15 protein-coding genes are annotated in these 14,957 nt (G+C 68.4%); 10 read left to right on the forward strand and 5 right to left on the reverse strand.

From position 1 onward, the window contains the following. Positions 1 to 46: 46 nt before the first annotated feature. On the reverse strand, positions 47 to 1,483 hold the full coding sequence (locus U9J39_RS13225; RefSeq protein WP_116314624.1) for an amino acid permease: 1,437 nt from the start codon (positions 1,481 to 1,483) through the stop codon (positions 47 to 49). 334 nt (positions 1,484 to 1,817) lie between these two features. Between U9J39_RS13225 and U9J39_RS13230 the strand changes: the two genes are divergently transcribed. The 3 genes from U9J39_RS13230 to U9J39_RS13240 all read left to right on the forward strand — a co-directional run bounded on the left by U9J39_RS13230 (position 1,818) and on the right by U9J39_RS13240 (position 5,465). After that, on the forward strand, positions 1,818 to 2,666 hold the full coding sequence (locus U9J39_RS13230) for an IclR family transcriptional regulator (protein ID WP_115683709.1): 849 nt from the start codon (positions 1,818 to 1,820) through the stop codon (positions 2,664 to 2,666). 61 nt (positions 2,667 to 2,727) lie between these two features. Next, entirely contained in the window at positions 2,728 to 3,747 is a 1,020-nt protein-coding gene (locus U9J39_RS13235) for an AAA family ATPase (RefSeq protein WP_115712947.1), read from the forward strand. Continuing rightward, entirely contained in the window at positions 3,744 to 5,465 is a 1,722-nt protein-coding gene (locus tag U9J39_RS13240) for a cobaltochelatase CobT-related protein (RefSeq protein ID WP_326347256.1), read from the forward strand. Before U9J39_RS13235 ends, U9J39_RS13240 begins: the two co-directional genes overlap by 4 nt. Before the next feature lie 13 nt (positions 5,466 to 5,478). On the opposite strand, the gene U9J39_RS13245 is transcribed toward U9J39_RS13240, so the two are convergent. The 4 genes from U9J39_RS13245 to U9J39_RS13260 all read right to left on the reverse strand — a co-directional run bounded on the left by U9J39_RS13245 (position 5,479) and on the right by U9J39_RS13260 (position 8,095). Further along, positions 5,479 to 5,808, reverse strand: a complete 330-nt coding sequence (locus U9J39_RS13245) for a 2Fe-2S iron-sulfur cluster-binding protein (RefSeq protein ID WP_115682790.1) — start codon at positions 5,806 to 5,808, stop codon at positions 5,479 to 5,481. 32 nt (positions 5,809 to 5,840) lie between these two features. Next, positions 5,841 to 6,158 carry a ferredoxin gene (locus U9J39_RS13250; protein WP_326347257.1) on the reverse strand — a complete coding sequence of 106 codons (318 nt, stop codon included), beginning with the start codon at positions 6,156 to 6,158 and terminating at the stop codon, positions 5,841 to 5,843. 1 nt (position 6,159) lies between these two features. Further along, positions 6,160 to 6,495 carry a 2Fe-2S iron-sulfur cluster-binding protein gene (locus U9J39_RS13255; RefSeq protein ID WP_111517151.1) on the reverse strand — a complete coding sequence of 112 codons (336 nt, stop codon included), beginning with the start codon at positions 6,493 to 6,495 and terminating at the stop codon, positions 6,160 to 6,162. A gap of 61 nt (positions 6,496 to 6,556) precedes the next feature. Beyond that, entirely contained in the window at positions 6,557 to 8,095 is a 1,539-nt protein-coding gene (locus U9J39_RS13260) for a hypothetical protein (RefSeq protein WP_326347258.1), read from the reverse strand. 389 nt (positions 8,096 to 8,484) lie between these two features. Between U9J39_RS13260 and U9J39_RS13265 the strand changes: the two genes are divergently transcribed. From U9J39_RS13265 to U9J39_RS13295, 7 genes are all read left to right on the forward strand, one after another. Next, positions 8,485 to 9,180 carry a sulfite exporter TauE/SafE family protein gene (locus U9J39_RS13265; RefSeq protein WP_115714217.1) on the forward strand — a complete coding sequence of 232 codons (696 nt, stop codon included), beginning with the start codon at positions 8,485 to 8,487 and terminating at the stop codon, positions 9,178 to 9,180. A 63-nt stretch (positions 9,181 to 9,243) separates the two neighbouring features. Continuing rightward, on the forward strand, positions 9,244 to 10,176 hold the full coding sequence (locus U9J39_RS13270) for an ornithine cyclodeaminase family protein (RefSeq protein ID WP_326347259.1): 933 nt from the start codon (positions 9,244 to 9,246) through the stop codon (positions 10,174 to 10,176). A gap of 173 nt (positions 10,177 to 10,349) precedes the next feature. After that, a complete protein-coding gene (locus U9J39_RS13275; protein WP_115682785.1) occupies positions 10,350 to 11,081 on the forward strand; it encodes a TenA family transcriptional regulator in 732 nt (243 codons plus the stop codon). A gap of 25 nt (positions 11,082 to 11,106) precedes the next feature. After that, positions 11,107 to 12,552, forward strand: a complete 1,446-nt coding sequence (locus U9J39_RS13280) for an aldehyde dehydrogenase family protein (protein ID WP_326347260.1) — start codon at positions 11,107 to 11,109, stop codon at positions 12,550 to 12,552. Between the two features lie 26 nt (positions 12,553 to 12,578). Next, on the forward strand, positions 12,579 to 13,058 hold the full coding sequence (locus U9J39_RS13285) for a GlcG/HbpS family heme-binding protein (protein WP_115682783.1): 480 nt from the start codon (positions 12,579 to 12,581) through the stop codon (positions 13,056 to 13,058). Between the two features lie 21 nt (positions 13,059 to 13,079). Beyond that, the gene (locus U9J39_RS13290) at positions 13,080 to 14,081 is read left to right on the forward strand and encodes a 2Fe-2S iron-sulfur cluster-binding protein (RefSeq protein ID WP_326347261.1); all 1,002 of its coding nucleotides are present in this window, start codon (positions 13,080 to 13,082) and stop codon (positions 14,079 to 14,081) included. 70 nt (positions 14,082 to 14,151) lie between these two features. Next, complete coding sequence (locus tag U9J39_RS13295; RefSeq protein WP_115712955.1) at positions 14,152 to 14,862, forward strand: GntR family transcriptional regulator; 711 nt, start codon at positions 14,152 to 14,154, stop codon at positions 14,860 to 14,862. Positions 14,863 to 14,957: the final 95 nt, after the last annotated feature.

Genomic DNA, 14,957 nt, shown 5'->3' on the forward strand with positions numbered 1-14,957 from the left:
CATGTCGGCGCCAGGCATCGGCGCTTCCTTGCGCCTTGATTGCGCTTCAATACTTGCGCAGGTCGCGGCGCGGCAGTTCCGCCAGCGGCACTACAGGCTCCACGCCACGCCGAAACAGTTGCCGCGCGAAGTAGGCCACCAGCAGCAGCGCAAGGCTCACCACGCCCAGCGCCAGGGGCGTGCGCTGGTCGGGAATGAAGGCCATCGCCACCACGATGCCGAGCATGCCCAGGATTGCCACATAGGTGAGGTACGGATAGCACCACATGCGCACGCGCAGCTGGTCCGGCGCCTCGCGCTCCAGCCGCGAACGCAGGCGCAGCTGCGAGATCGCGATCAGGATGTAGACGAAGATCGCCACCGTGCCGTACGAATTCACCAGGAAGGCGAACACCGTGTCGGGCGAGACATAGGACATCACCACCGCGCCGTAGCCGAACAGCGTCGCCACCAGGATGGCGCGCACCGGCACGCCGTTGCGGCTGACGCGGGCCAGCGACTGCGGCGCGTCGCCGCGACGGGTCAGCGCAAACAGCATGCGCGAGGACGCGTACAGGCCCGAGTTGAGCGCCGACAGCACCGCGGTCAGCACGATCGCGTTCATGATCTGCGCGGCCGCCGGCACGCCCATCACGTTCAGCGCGCTGACGTAAGGGGTGGCGATGCTGGTGGAGTTCCACGGCACCAGGCAGACCACCAGCAGGATCGAACCGACATAGAACACCAGCACGCGCGTGATCACCGAGCTGGTGGCCTTGGCCACGGCCTTCTGCGGCTCGGCGGTTTCGGCGGCGGCGATGGTGACGATTTCGGCGCCGAAGTAGAAGCCGGTGGCCGCCACCGCGCCGGTCAGCACCGGCACGATGCCGTTGGGCATGAAGCCGCCGTTGGCGGTCAGGTTGGCTACCTCCATGCCGTGCGACCCAGGGGCCAGGCCCAGCACGTAGACGCCGGCGACGAACAGGAACACCATGATTGCCGCCACCTTGATCGAGGCGAACCAGAACTCGAACTCGCCGAAGGACTTGACCGATACCAGGTTGGTCAGGGTCAGCATCACCAGCAGCACCAGGCTGATAATCCAGTTGGGCACGTCCGGCAGCCAGTAGCGCACCAGGTCCGCGCCCGCCACCGCTTCCAGCGCCACCACGATGACCCAGAAGTACCAGTACATCCAGCCGGTCAGGAAGCCGGCCAGGTTGCCCACCGCGGGGCGATCGCGCCAGGCCTCGCGTGCATACTCGTAGAAGCCGCCGCTGCCGGGCATGGCGCAGGCCATCTCGCCCAGCATGCGCATCACCAGCACCACCAGCAGGCCGGTGATCAGGAAGGAAAGGACCGCGGCCGGGCCGGCCGACTTGATGACGACGCCGCTGCCGACGAAGAGCCCCGCGCCGATCACGCCGCCGAGCGCGATCATGGTCATGTGGCGTTGCTTGAGGCCGTGGGATAGTCCGTTGCCGGACGGTGATTGTTGGATCATGTTGTGTCTCCTGTGCTGCGCTTGCTGTCGGTACTGCATTGCAGCCAGTCCAGCGATTAAGGCAGGCGCCACGGCTTCTCTTCGGTATAGGTGGCGGGGCAGTAAATGCCAGCCTGGGGCCGTGGTCGTTCAGTATTTGCAATCCCGGGAGAGGATGGCCTATCCGTACATGTCGACTTGTCTCCGGTGTTCGCTTAAAAAATGGAACCAGAAGTTCCAAAAAATTATTGTTTAACCGGAATGTAGGCCGTCCGAGCGGGAAGGTCAACCAGAAGTTTCGATAATTGATATGATTTGACTCTGAAAATGAAACTTACCTATGATGGAGCCAGGCATGAACGATATGCGCCTCGCCAAAAGTGAAGCCAGGCCGGACGGAGATACGCCGGCGCTGCGCTTGTTCGGCCTGCTCGAGGTCATCGCGGAGAAGGACCAGTCCTTCAACCTGCAGGCACTGGTGGAAGAGACCGGCCTGCCCAAGCCCACGCTGCATCGCATGCTGCAGCAGCTGGAGGCGGCCGGACTGATCCAGCGCAACGGCGACGGGCGGCAATACGGCACCGGCCTGCGGCTGCGCCGGCTGGCGGAGAACCTGTTGCTCAACAGCACCTCGCACGGGGCGCGCCACATGGTGCTGCGCCGGCTGGTGGAAGAGGTGGGCGAGAGCTGCAACCTGACCGCGTTCTCCGGCGGCGAGGTGCTGTACCTGGATCGCGTCGAGACCGCGGCGCCGCTGCGCTTTTACCTGCATCCGGGTTCGCGCGTGCCGGCGCACTGCTCGGCCACGGGCAAGCTGTTCCTGGCGCAGCTTGCGCCGGCGCAGCGGCAGCGGCTGCTGGCCAATGTGGAGCTGGAACGCTACACGCAGAACACGCTGACCGACCATGGCCAGCTGGAAGCGGAACTGGAGCGCGTGAAGCGCGACGGCTACGCGATGGATGACGAGGAATTCCTGCCGGGGCTGGTCTGCATCGGCGTGCTGGTGCCGGCCGCCGACGGTGGCAAGTCCAACCTGGGGCTGGCGCTGCAGGCCCCGGTGATGCGCGTGTCGCGCGACAAGGCAGTGCAGCTGCTGCCCGCGCTGCAGCGGGCGGCGGCGGCGCTGGCGGCAATCGAGGCCGACAGCGCGGGCAGCTGGCAGGGCGGCGCCGAGGCCACGGACGCCGCGGAAGAGGACGAATAGAGGCACGGCGTTACGCGGCACCGCTCCGCTTGCCGCCGTGCCGATGGCATGGCGTGCCCCGATGGGGCAGCGAGGCAACGAGGAGCACAAGGTGACGCAAGAGCAGTTTGGCAAGCCGGACCGGATGATTCCGGTGCGCAGCGTGTTCGGCATCGATTCCGGCCTGATGGTGCCGGCCTTCAGCCAGCGCGACGACCACGTGCCGGAGATCGATCCGGCCTACCGCTTCCAGCCCGAGGTGACGCTGGCGATCCTGTCGGGCTTCATGCGCGACCGGCGCGTGATGGTGCAGGGCCTGCACGGCAGCGGCAAGTCGACCCATATCGAGCAGGTGGCCGCGCGGCTGAACTGGCCCTGCGTGCGCGTCAACCTGGACGGCCACATCAGCCGGCTCGACCTGGTCGGCAAGGATGCCATCGTGGTACGCGACGGCCGCCAGGTCACCGAGTTCCAGGAAGGCATCGTGCCGTGGGCGCTGCAGCGTCCGGTGGCGCTGATCTTCGACGAATACGACGCGGGCCGGCCCGACGTGATGTTCGTGATCCAGCGCATCCTGGAGCGCGATGGCAAGTTCACGCTGCTGGACCAGAACCGCGTGATCCGCCCCCATCCTTCCTTCCGTCTCTTTGCCACGTCCAATACCGTGGGGCTGGGCAACGTCAACGGGCTCTATCACGGCACGCAGTTGCTCAACCACGCGCAGATCGACCGCTGGAACGTGGTGGCGACGCTGGACTACCTGCCGCACGACGAAGAGGCGGGCATCGTGCTGGCACGCGTGCCCGAGCTGGACGACGCCGGCGGCCGCGCGCTGGTCGATGCCATGGTGGCGCTGGCGGGCCTGACCCGCCGAGGCTTTGCCGCGGGCGATGTGTCGGCGCTGATGTCGCCGCGCACCGTGATCAGCTGGGCCGAGAACTGCCAGATCTTCCGCGACCCCGCGCTTGCGTTCCGGCTGACCTTCCTGAACAAGTGCGACGAGGCCGAACGTCCGGTGGTGGCGGAGTACTACCAGCGCTGCTTCGGTCAACTGCCTGGCGAGGCCGCTGGCGCCAGCGCGGCATCGGAGCCCGTGCAATGAATGCGGCGGCGCTGGCCCAGCGCTTGCGCCGGCGCCAGCGGCAGGATGAGTTGTCCGGCGCGGCGGTGCGCGCGCTCACCGGCGATGCGGCGCTGCATTTCCGCGACGGCCAGCTGTGGCGCGCGCTGCTCCCGGTGCCGCAGCATGCGCCGCACCTGCGCACCGATCCGGACACCGACACCGCCGCGTGCCTGCGTGGTGCCGCCGATGGCGCCGCGCTGCGCCAGGCGCATTCCGACGCCGCCCTGCATCGGCGGCTGTGCCCGGCCGATGCGGTCGAGCGCCTGGTGTTCGAGCTGCTCGAGCAGCTGCGCTGCGAGACCCGCCTGCCGCGCGGCATGGCCGGCGTCGAGGCCAACCTGCGCCACCGCTTCCTGGCGTGGTCGCGCGCCTTCCATCGTTCCGGCCTGACCGACGGCCACCTCGGCATCCTGCTCTATACCGTGGCGCAGGTGGCTTGGTCGCGGCTGACCGGCGCGCCGGTGCTGGCAGAAACAGAAGACCTGATCGAGGCCACGCGCGCCGCCATCGTGCCGATGCTGGGCAACCAGCTGGCGGGGCTGCGCGCGCAACGCCACGACCAGGCCGCGTACGCCGTGCACGCGCTGGCGCTGGCGCATGCGGTGGCGCAGATGATCCGCACCGAAGCGCCAGGTGCCGGCGAAGAGGATGAGCATGCTGCCTCCGCCGCGCGCGCCGGCTTCGCGCTGTGGCTCGACTTCGACGAACCGCCCGCGGAGGACTTTGCCCTGGCCGACAGCGGCCATAGCCGCGTGCTTGCCGACGCCACCGATGGCTACCGCATCTACACCGCCCGCTACGACCGCGAAGTGCGCGCCGCCACGCTGGTGCGCCGTGCCTTGCTGGACGAGTACCGCACGCGGCTGGACGCACGCATCGCGCGCGCCGGCGTCAACATCGCCCGGCTGGCGCGCCGGCTGCGCGCCGCGCTGTCGCAGCCGCGCGTGGACGGCTGGTCGTTCGGCGAGGAAAGCGGCCGCATCGACGGCCGCCGCCTGGCGCAACTGGTCAGTTCGCCGGCCGAGCGACGGCTGTTTCGCCAGGAAGCGCACAAGGCCCATGCCGATTGCGTGGTCGGCTTCCTGGTCGACTGCTCCGGCTCGATGAAGGCGCAGGCCGAGCCGCTGACCCTGCTGGTCGACCTGCTCACCCGCGCGCTGGACCAGGCCGGCGTCGCCACCGAAGTGCTGGGCTTTACCACCAACGCGTGGAACGGCGGGCGGGCGCGCAGCGACTGGCTCGCGCGCGGCCGCCCGCAGCACCCGGGCCGGCTCAACGAAACCTGCCACATGGTGTTCAAGGACGCGCAGCGCAGCTGGCGGCGCGCGCGCACCGACATCACCGCGTTGCTGAAGGCCGACCTGTTCCGCGAGGGCGTCGACGGCGAGGCAGTGGAGTGGGCCTGCGCGCGCCTGCACGCCAGCGGCAAGGCGCGCCGCATCCTGGTGGTGGTGTCCGACGGCAGCCCGATGGATACCGCGACCGGGCAGGCCAACGACGCCTGCTACCTCGACAACCACCTGAAGGCCGTGGTGGCTCGGCACGAGGCGCTGCGGGATGTGGAAATACTCGGGCTGGGGGTCGGGCTGGACCTGAGCCCGTATTACCGCCACACGCTGGCGCTGGACCTGTCGCAGCCGGTGGATATGGCGATGCTTGATGAGGTCGCGGGGCTGGTAGGGGCCAGGCGGCGCTAGCGGCGGCGCCCGCTTATTCGCCGCTGGCGGCGGCCGGCTGCGGCCGCCCGGCCATCGCCTTCGGCTGCCACGAGACCGCGACATCGCCGGCCATGAAGGTCTGGCATGCCAGCCGGAAGCCATCGGCCAGCTCTGCTTCCGTCAGCAGCTTCCGCTCCTTCGGCTTGACCGCATCGGTATGCTCGCGGCCTTGCTCGATGCGGCATTTGCAGGTGCCGCACAGGCCGCCGCCGCATTTGAACGGGATGCCGCCCTGTTCGCGCAGCGACACGCGCAGCAGGTTGCTGTTGGCCGGTGCCGTGACGGTCTTGCCGTGGTTGGTGAGGAAGGTGATCTGGATCATGGCGATAGATGCCTGGCGGCAGGTGTAAGGCTTCAGGAGCGGCCGTCCGCGGCAACCGGCACGGCTACTAAGGCGATATCCATGCTGCCGAAGCTGGCCAGCTGGCGCAGAGCGTCGCGGGCGGCTTCGAGCGTGGCGTACTTGTCGAGGAAACGGGTCGAGACCAGGTTGACGATGCCGGGCGGCGCTTCCTCCTGTATGCGGACCCTGGTATCGGCGGCCAGCTCGGCAATGACGAAGCGGGCGGTGGGCTTGCCGTAGAAGACGTAGTCGTAGGCCTCGACGACGGTCATGCCGTCGGTGGGCTCGGTACGGAACTGGCCGGGGCGGCTGGTCAGCAGCACGAACATGTCAGGCCCCCGCGCTTGCCCCGGCCAGCGCGGCCGCGGCCGGCACATCGTCCTGGGCCAGTTCGATGTCATGCTCGATCCACAGCTGGCAGGCCAGCCGGTAGCCCTGTTCGAGCCGTTCGCCAAGCTGCTTCTTTTCCTTCCAGTTGGGCGGCGGCAGGTGCTCGGCGCCGGCGATCACGCGGCACGCGCACTTCGAGCACTTGCCCATGCCGCATTCGTAGCGCAGGTTGGGGTAGGGGAACTGCCGGATGCCGGCGCGGACCACCAGGTTGGTGTTGGGGCCGACCTCGTCGGTAAAGGTCTGGCCGAACTTGTGCAGGATGACTTTTGGCATCGTTGGTCTGGGCAAAGGTCGCGAAACAGGTCAGGGAAATTCGTCGCGGTGCCGCGTCCGCCTACGACCACAGCACCATAGCCGCCACGGTGGAGCAGGCCAGCCCGATCAGCACCGGGATCAGCAGCGCGCGCACCGCTTCGAGCACCGGCACGCGGGCAAAGCCGGCCACCGCGATCAGCGACGACCACGCCACCAGGGTGCCGCCGCCGGTCCAGACCGCGCCCATCTGGCCGACCGCCGCCAGCGTGGCGGGGTCGAAGCCGACCACCGGTCCCAGTGCGCCGGCCAGCGTGCCGGTCAGCGGCAGGCCGGCGAAGCCGGAGCCGTCGATGCCGGTGATCATGCCGACCAGCAGCACGCCGAAGGCGACCAGCATGTGGTTGTCGGGGATCAGGTGCTGGTACGCCTGGATCAGCTCGAACAGCAGGCTGGGCGCCTTGCCCGGCGGCAGGCCCAGGATGTGCGCCGCGGTCTCGCCGGCGCCGACGAAGAAGAAGCCCGCGATCGGCAGCACCGAGCCCATCGCCTTGAAGGCGAAGACGAAGCCGTCGGTGATGTGCTCCGGGCAGACGTCCAGCATGCGGCGCGGGCCTTCCGCGGCCAGCGTCGCGAGCATCATCAGCACCACGGCGACCCCGCCCACCAGCGCGGCGGCCTCGCCGCCCTTCAGGTCCTGCACGCCGGCGCCCAGCTTGGGCAGCACCATCACGGCGACCACCGCGAGGAAGGCCAGCGGCGTCACGATGGCAAAGCACTTGGACCACTTCACCCGCCGCAGTGCGACCATCGACAGGCTGGCTTCGATATTGCTGTCGGTGACGAGCGGTTCGGCGTGGGCGGTGCCCTTCGCGATCTCGGCCTTGTCGAAGGTGATGCCGCCGTCGATGGCTTCGGCGCTGCCGCCGGCGCGCGCCTGCCAGCGGTCGAGCAGCGTGCCGCTGGCCGGCACGATGTGCTTGCGCATCGACAGGTAGGCCAGGCACAGCGCAATGCCGCCGGTGATCAGCGACAGCGCCAGCGCGCGGTCGGCCACCACCGCGGCGCTGACCGCCGCGCCGGCGGCCTTGGCGCTGATGCCGGGCGCGACCCCGATCACGTAGTCCGACGACAGCGCCATGCCTTGTCCGGCGATGGCAATCGCCATGGCCCCCGCCAGCGGCGGCAGCCCCGCTGCGATCGCGGCCGGCAGCAGGATGGCCGATACCAGCGGCACCGCCGGCGTCGGCCAGAAGAACAGCGAGATCACGTAGGTGATGCCGGCCAGGATAAAGAACGCGGAATGCCCGTTCTTCATCACCACGCGGAAGGGCTCGACCATGCGGATGTCCGAGCGCAGCGTCTTGAGCGCATTGAGCAGCGCCGTCATGAAGGCGATCACCAGGAAGATGTTGAACAGCTCGCGCGCGGCGACCAGGCTGGCCGAGAACACCCCGGCCAGCGCCGACACCGGGCTGCCGGTCAGCGCAAACACGACCAGGGCGGTACCTACGATCGAGGGGACGACGACATTGGCGCGCAGGATCATCGTCAGCACGATGACTGCTACCCCTGACAGATAGATCCAGTGCGCGGCACCGATCACGACTTGTTGTGACATGAAGACTCCCTGGGGGCGGAGGGGTTTGGGGGCGGTTCCATGGGACTGCGTGGGGCCGTGGCGGTATACTATATTCCATGCTTGTTGCGCGCCAAGCGATTTTTCATCGGGACTTACGCGCATTCCGGGTCGTGCAATGTGCCTGTGAGCCGCACATTTATTGGGCTTTTCAGGGCTGCCTAGTGCTGTACGATGGTGAATCGTCCGTCCATACGTTGCCGGCGATCGGGGCAATATGTAGACTGTATACCGATGCAGCCCAGTAAAAACCGGAGAGATGCGCGCCAGCCGTCCCGCCGCCATGCTGTTCCCTGCCTATGACCGACGCCATGCCCGCGGCCTTCCTGATGCTTCTGCCTCCAGGCCTTTCCGCTCCGGATTACCTGTGGATGGGGGCGCTCGTCCTGGTCGGCGCGTGCCTGCAAGGCGTGGGCGGGATCGGCTTTGCCATGCTGTGCGCGCCGCTCGGCGCGATCTTTTTTCCGGAACTGGTGCCGGGACCGCTGCTGGCGATGGGTTGCTGCCTGTCGCTGATGGGCGCGCTGCGCGAGCGCCAAGCCATCGTCTGGCCTGTGGCCGGCTTTGCGCTGGTGGGGCGGGCCGTCGGCGGCGCGGCAGCGGTGCTGACCATCGCCTGGCTGGCGCCGGGGCCGCTGGCGGTGCTGTTCTCGCTGTCGATCCTGGCCGCGGTGGCGCTGAGCCTGCTTGGCTGGCGCTTGTTGCCGGGCCCGCGCAACGTGGTGATCGCCGGCACGCTGTCCGGCTTCATGGGGACCATCACTTCGGCCGGCGCGCCGCCGTTCGCGCTGGTCATGCAGCACATGGCGCCCGCGCCGATGCGCGCAACCATGGGCACCATCCTCTCGGGCGGCGCCGTGCTGTCGCTGGCCATGCTGACGCTGGCCGGGCGCTTCGGCATGCCGCAGCTTTTACTGGCACTGGCGCTCGCGCCGTTCCTGGTGGCCGGCTTTGCGCTGTCGAACCGGCTGCGCGGGCGCGTTTCCGCCCACGCCGTGCGCCGCTTGCTGCTGGGCCTGTGCGCGGCCGGCGCGCTGGGCGTGCTTGGCCGCGCGGCATTTGCCTGAGACGGCGTGCCCACACGCCACGGACCTTCTCGCTTTGCCAACTAACCCACCAGCGGAGTTTCCATGCAGCACATCACTGATGCCATGATCGATGCCCATGTCACGCCGGAAGCGGCCCTCGACGTCATGGCGTCCGCCTTTTCCAGCTTCGGACGCGGCGATGCCGCGATGCAGGCGCGGATACGCACCGAGGCGGGCGGGGTCAAGCTGTCGACGCTGGGTGCGGTGATTCCACAGCACTGCGTGGCCGGGGCCAAGATCTACACCACCATCAACGGCCAGTTCTCCTTCGTCATCCTGATTTTCTCCACCGACGACGGCCGCCCGCTGGCTTCGTTCGACGCCGGCGCCATCACGCGGCTGCGCACTGCCGCCTGCACCACGCTGGCGGCGCAGCGGCTGGCCCGCGCCGGCGCGCGCACGCTGGCCCTGTTCGGTGCCGGCACGCAGGGCGCGCAGCACGCGCGCCAGCTCAGCGCCACGCTCGGGCTCGAGCGCATCCTGGTGTCCGATCCGCATGCCGACGCCGGCATGCCGGAACGGCTGTCGGCGCAGTGCGGCATTCCGGTTGCGCTGGCCGAGCCCGATGCCGCGGTGGCCGAGGCCGACATCATCGTCACGGCCTCGCGCGCGACCACGCCGCTGTTTGCGGGGGCGGCGATCCGGCCAGGCGCCTTCGTCGCCGCGATCGGCTCCAGCCTGCCCCATACGCGCGAACTGGACGACACCGCGCTGCGCCGCGCCGCCGCCGTGGTGGTGGAGTGGCGGCCGCAATCGACCCGCGAGGCCGGCGATATCGTGCTGGCCGGTCCCGGCGCGCTGCCGCCGGAAAAAATCGTCGAACTGGCCGACGTGGTCACCGGCAAGGTGTCGCCGCGACAGCGCGATGACGACATCGTGATCTACAAGTCGGTCGGCGTGGGGCTGGAAGACGTCGCGCTGGCGGGATACGCGTGGTCGCGTATCGCGGGCGAGGCGGAGCGCCGCGCCGGCTGAATCCTCGCGCGCCAACGCTCGCGGGTAAACACTGAGGTGATGAGTCAACAGAGCCCTTGTCGTCGCTGAATGAATGTATATAGTATACAAATATGCCGGAACGACTTCGAAGCGAACTGGATTCCGGCATTCCGACCCACTGCATCGTCCCCTCGACACCAAGGAGTCCCGTTATGGCCGAACTGATGAACCGCGAAGCATTCCGAGCCGCCCTCGAACAAGCGATCAAGGGCAAGAGCGCCAACCAGGCGCCGTTCAGCGTGGCCTGGGCCAGCGGCAAGCTGACCCGTGCCCATCTCGCGCGCTGGGCCGAAAACCACTACCACTACGTCGGACCGTTCGCGGATTACCTTGGCTATATCTATGCGCGCACGCCGGACCGCTACACCGAGGCCAAGGATTTCCTGCTGGCCAATATGTACGAGGAAGAGATCGGCGGCGACCGCCACACCGACCTGCTGATCCGTTTTGCCGAAGCCTGCGGCACCACCCGCGAACGCGTGCTCGACCCGGACAACATGTCGCCCACCACGCGCGGCCTGCAGAGCTGGTGCTACGCGGTGGCGATGCGCGAGGATCCGATCGTGGCCGTGGCCGGCCTGGTGGTGGGCCTGGAATCGCAGGTCCCGTCGATCTACCGCAAGCAGACGCCGACGCTGCGCGACAAGTACCAGTTCACAGACGAAGAGGTCGAGTTCTTCGACCTGCATATCGTCTCGGACGAGATCCACGGCGAGCGCGGCTACCAGATCGTGCTGGAGCACGCCAATACGCCGGAACTGCAGCAGCGCTGCCTGAAGATCTGCGAGATCGGCGCGCAGATGCGGCTGCTGTATACCACCGCGCTCTATCACGACTACGTCGAGCAAGAGCTGCCGCTGCCCGAACTGGACATGGCGGCCTGAGCAGCGCCACGCAACGGGACCGACGATGACTGTGTTCTTGAACCATATCGACGGCGAATGGACGGCCTGCCAGTCGGGCCGGACCTTCGACAACATCAACCCCGCCGACACCGCCGACCTGGTGGGCCGCTTCCAGGCCTCGTCCGCGGTGGACGGGCAGGCCGCCGTGGCGGCCGCGGCAGCGGCCTTTGCCGGCTGGAAAAAGACGCCGGTCGGCAAGCGCGCCGCCATCCTCAACCGCGCGGCGGAGCACCTGGGGGCCAATGCCGACAGCATCGCCGCCGAGCTGACCCGCGAGGAAGGCAAGGCGCTGGCGCTGGCGCGCGACGAGGTACTGCGCTCGGCGCAGACGCTGCGCTTCTATGCCGTGGAAGGGCAGACCTTCACCGGCGAGGTGTTTCCCAACGACGATCCCGACCAGCTCGTCTACAGCCAGCGCGAGCCGCTGGGCGTGGTGACGGTGATCGCGCCGTGGAATTTCCCGCTATCGATCCCCGCGCGCAAGATCGCGCCGGCGCTGGTGACCGGCAACACGGTGGTGTTCAAGCCGTCGTCCGAGGCGCCGCTGTCGGGCTACCGGCTGGCCGAGGCGCTGGTCAAGGCCGGGCTGCCCAAGGGCGTGCTGAACTTGATCACCGGCAGCGCCGCCGAGATCGGCGCAGCCATCACCGAAGCGCCTGCGGTGCGGGCGATCTCGTTCACCGGGTCGTCGCGCGCCGGCGAGCAGATCCACCGCGCGGCGCCGCTGACCACGCGCACGCAGATGGAACTCGGCGGCAAGAATCCGCTGATCGTGATGGAAGACGCCGACCTGGACCGCGCCGTCGACCTGACCATCAAGGGCGGCTTCTCGCTGTCGGGGCAGGCCTGCACCGGCACCAGCCGCGTGCTGGTGGACGAATCCGTGAAGGCCGCCTATACCGAACGCCTGCTGGCGAAGGTCGCAACGCTCAAGGTCGGCAGCGGCATGACGCCGGGCATGGATCTGGGGCCGCTGGCCTCGCAAAAGCAACTGGAAACCGTGCTGCGCTACATCGACATCGGCAAGTCCGAGGCGACGCTGCGCTGTGGCGGCATGCGCCTGACCGGCGGGGAGTTCGACCAGGGCTACTACGTCGCGCCGACGGTATTCACCGACGTGACGCAGCAGATGCGGATCGCGCGCGAGGAGATCTTCGGCCCGGTGATCGCCATCATCGGCTTCACCGGCTACGCCGACGCCATCGCCAAGGCCAACGATACCGAGTACGGCCTGGCCGCGGCCATTGTCACCAGCGACCCGCGCTACATCCACCACTTCGCCAACGACATCGAGGCGGGCACGGTCAAGATCAACCGCACCACCACCGGCAACCTGGTCAATGCGCCGTTCGGCGGGGTCAAGCGGTCGAGCACCTCGACCTTCCGCGAGTCGGGCCGCACCGGGCTGGAGTTCTACACGCAGGTCAAGACGGTCTACCGCGGCGCCTGAGCCCGGCCGCCGCAAGGAGTCACAACATGAAGAAAGCCATCAAGCTGGAGTTGCGCGAAGCGCGCCACATGGTTGCCGCCGCGATCCGGCGCTCGGAAGAGATCGGCGTGCTGGAGTCGATCTGCGTGGTCGACGAGGGCGGTTATCCGCTCGCGCTCGAGCGCATGGACGGCGCCCGCATCACCGGGCCCCAGATTGCGTGGAACAAGGCGTTCACCGCCGCGGGCCACAAGCGCTCGACGCACCTGTTCACTACGCCGCCGAACGGTCCGGCGCTGCCGGGCAACGAGGCCTTTGGCATCCAGTGGAGCTTCGAGGGCAAGTTCGCCGCTTTTGTGGGCGGCTTCCCGATCGTGGTTGACGACGAAGTGATCGGCGGCATCGGCCTGTCCGGCGGCAATGGCGAGCAGGACACGCAGGCCGGCCTGGCCGCGCTGCAGGCGCTGGCCGAACTGCTGGCACCGCAGGACCTGAAGGTGCTGGTGCAGGCCGACATCAAGAAGTAAGCACGCTTGCCGGGAGGTTCCATGTCGTACCGCATCCAGATCGCCGAAACGGAGCAGGTCTTCTTTGTCGAGCGCGGCGAGACGCTGTTGCAGGCCGCGCAGCGCGCCGGCGTTGCCTTGCGCCACGACTGCCAGCTGGGCGGCTGCGGCACCTGCCGCATCCGGCTGCTCGACGGACAGGTGCGCTACGACGAGGAACCGTTCGGCCTGGCCCCCGACGAAGCCGCTGCCGGTTACGCGCTGGCGTGCCAGGCGCAGCCGCAGGCCGACCTGGTCATCAGCACGGCGCGCGACGACGAGGCCTGGGCCGAACCGGCGCGGCATCGCGCGGTGGTGCGGGCACTGCGCGCGTTGTCGGCCGACGTCATGCACGTCGAGCTGGAGGTGCCCGGCGCGGGTGCGCTGGACTACCGGCCCGGCCAGTATTTGAAGCTGTTGAGCGCTGACGGGCTCGCGCGCAGCTTCTCGATGGCTTCGGTGCCGCGCGACGGGCGCATCGACCTGCACGTGCGGCGCATTCGCGGCGGCGCCTTTACCGATGGCATCCTGCCGCGCATGCGCGCCGGCGATGCGATCGAGGTCGAGTTGCCGCTGGGCACCTTCTTCTACCGCGAGAGCGACTACCGGCCGCTGCTGATGGTGGCCACGGGCACCGGCCTGGCGCCGATCAAGGCAATCCTGGAATCGCTGATGGACGATCCCGACTGCCCGCCGGTGTCGTTGTACTGGGGCATGCGGCAGGCGCAGGACCTGTACCTGCACGGCGAGATCCCGGCCTGGGGCGAACGGCTCTACGAGTTCCGTTACGCGCCGGTGTTGTCGCGCGCCGGCGCGGACTGGCAGGGCCGGCGCGGTTATGTGCATGACGCGGCGCTGGCCGACCTGGGCGACCTCAGCGATCATGCGATCTACCTGTGCGGTTCGCCCGACATGATTCGTGACGCGCGTGCCGCCTTTATTGCGCATGGCGCCAGTCCCGACCACCTCTACGCCGACAGCTTCACGTTCCAGCACCCTTGTTAAGACATGGCGGTATGCATAAATGGCTGGTATACAATGACGCCAGCCTTTCCGCTTACGCCTCTGCCGACCCATGTCCCTCACTCCGCCTCCTGCCGCGCCCGCCGAGCCGCTGAGCCTCGGTGCCAGCCACTCGCCGCTGTTCGCCCTTGTTACCGACAAGCTGCGCGAAGGCATCCTGAACGGCAAATACGCTCCGGGCGAACGACTGGTGGAGAACAAGCTCTCGGCGGAACTCGGCGTATCGCGCATCCCGGTGCGCGAGGCACTGCGCGCGCTCGCCAGCGAAGGGCTGGTGGTGATCGAGCCGCGCCGCGGCGCGACCGTGGCCAGCCTGTCGCCGGTGATTGCGCGCGAGATGGTCGAAGTGCGCGCCACGCTGGAGGGCCTCAACGCCAAGCTCGCCGCGCAGCGGCGCGACCCGGCGCTGGTGGCGGAGCTGGAAACCGTATTGCGGCAGGGCATGGAGGCCGCGGCGCAGGGCCGCGCGGATGAACTGCTGGCGCTCAATACGCGCTTCCACGAAGTGCTCGGCACCATCGCCGCCAACAGCGTGCTGCAGGAAATGATGCGTTCGCTGCGCGAGCGCACCGCGGTGCTGTTCGGCCCGGCCAACGTGGTGCGCGCGCGCCAGAACTGGGACGAGCACGCGCAGATCCTGCAGGCGGTCATCGCCGGCGACGCCGATTTGGCGGCCCTGCTGGCCGCGCGCCATGTCTACAGCGCCGCCAAGGCGGCTGACCTGCCGGTGGAAGGGCAGGGCAGCGCGGCGCAGGCAGCCTGAACGCTCCGGCTGCCTTCTCCTGGTTGTCCCGTCGTGGTACCGAAGCGTGGCCCATCCCGGCTCCGCATGCATGGATGCCCTTGAGCAGGGCATGA

Source organism: Cupriavidus sp. SS-3, assembly GCF_035818815.1.
In the GTDB taxonomy this organism is placed as follows: Bacteria; Pseudomonadota; Gammaproteobacteria; order Burkholderiales; family Burkholderiaceae; genus Cupriavidus; species Cupriavidus taiwanensis_C.

Bases quoted from the DNA above. Each gene is read 5' to 3' on its own strand.
- U9J39_RS13225 (WP_116314624.1), bottom strand. From the start codon at position 1,483: ATGATCCAACAATCACCGTCCGGCAACGGACTATCCCACGGCCTCAAG.
- U9J39_RS13230 (WP_115683709.1), top strand. From the start codon at position 1,818: ATGAACGATATGCGCCTCGCCAAAAGTGAAGCCAGGCCGGACGGAGAT.
- U9J39_RS13235 (WP_115712947.1), top strand. From the start codon at position 2,728: ATGGGGCAGCGAGGCAACGAGGAGCACAAGGTGACGCAAGAGCAGTTT.
- U9J39_RS13240 (WP_326347256.1), top strand. From the start codon at position 3,744: ATGAATGCGGCGGCGCTGGCCCAGCGCTTGCGCCGGCGCCAGCGGCAG.
- U9J39_RS13245 (WP_115682790.1), bottom strand. From the start codon at position 5,808: ATGATCCAGATCACCTTCCTCACCAACCACGGCAAGACCGTCACGGCA.
- U9J39_RS13250 (WP_326347257.1), bottom strand. From the start codon at position 6,158: ATGTTCGTGCTGCTGACCAGCCGCCCCGGCCAGTTCCGTACCGAGCCC.
- U9J39_RS13255 (WP_111517151.1), bottom strand. From the start codon at position 6,495: ATGCCAAAAGTCATCCTGCACAAGTTCGGCCAGACCTTTACCGACGAG.
- U9J39_RS13260 (WP_326347258.1), bottom strand. From the start codon at position 8,095: ATGTCACAACAAGTCGTGATCGGTGCCGCGCACTGGATCTATCTGTCA.
- U9J39_RS13265 (WP_115714217.1), top strand. From the start codon at position 8,485: ATGGGGGCGCTCGTCCTGGTCGGCGCGTGCCTGCAAGGCGTGGGCGGG.
- U9J39_RS13270 (WP_326347259.1), top strand. From the start codon at position 9,244: ATGCAGCACATCACTGATGCCATGATCGATGCCCATGTCACGCCGGAA.
- U9J39_RS13275 (WP_115682785.1), top strand. From the start codon at position 10,350: ATGGCCGAACTGATGAACCGCGAAGCATTCCGAGCCGCCCTCGAACAA.
- U9J39_RS13280 (WP_326347260.1), top strand. From the start codon at position 11,107: ATGACTGTGTTCTTGAACCATATCGACGGCGAATGGACGGCCTGCCAG.
- U9J39_RS13285 (WP_115682783.1), top strand. From the start codon at position 12,579: ATGAAGAAAGCCATCAAGCTGGAGTTGCGCGAAGCGCGCCACATGGTT.
- U9J39_RS13290 (WP_326347261.1), top strand. From the start codon at position 13,080: ATGTCGTACCGCATCCAGATCGCCGAAACGGAGCAGGTCTTCTTTGTC.
- U9J39_RS13295 (WP_115712955.1), top strand. From the start codon at position 14,152: ATGTCCCTCACTCCGCCTCCTGCCGCGCCCGCCGAGCCGCTGAGCCTC.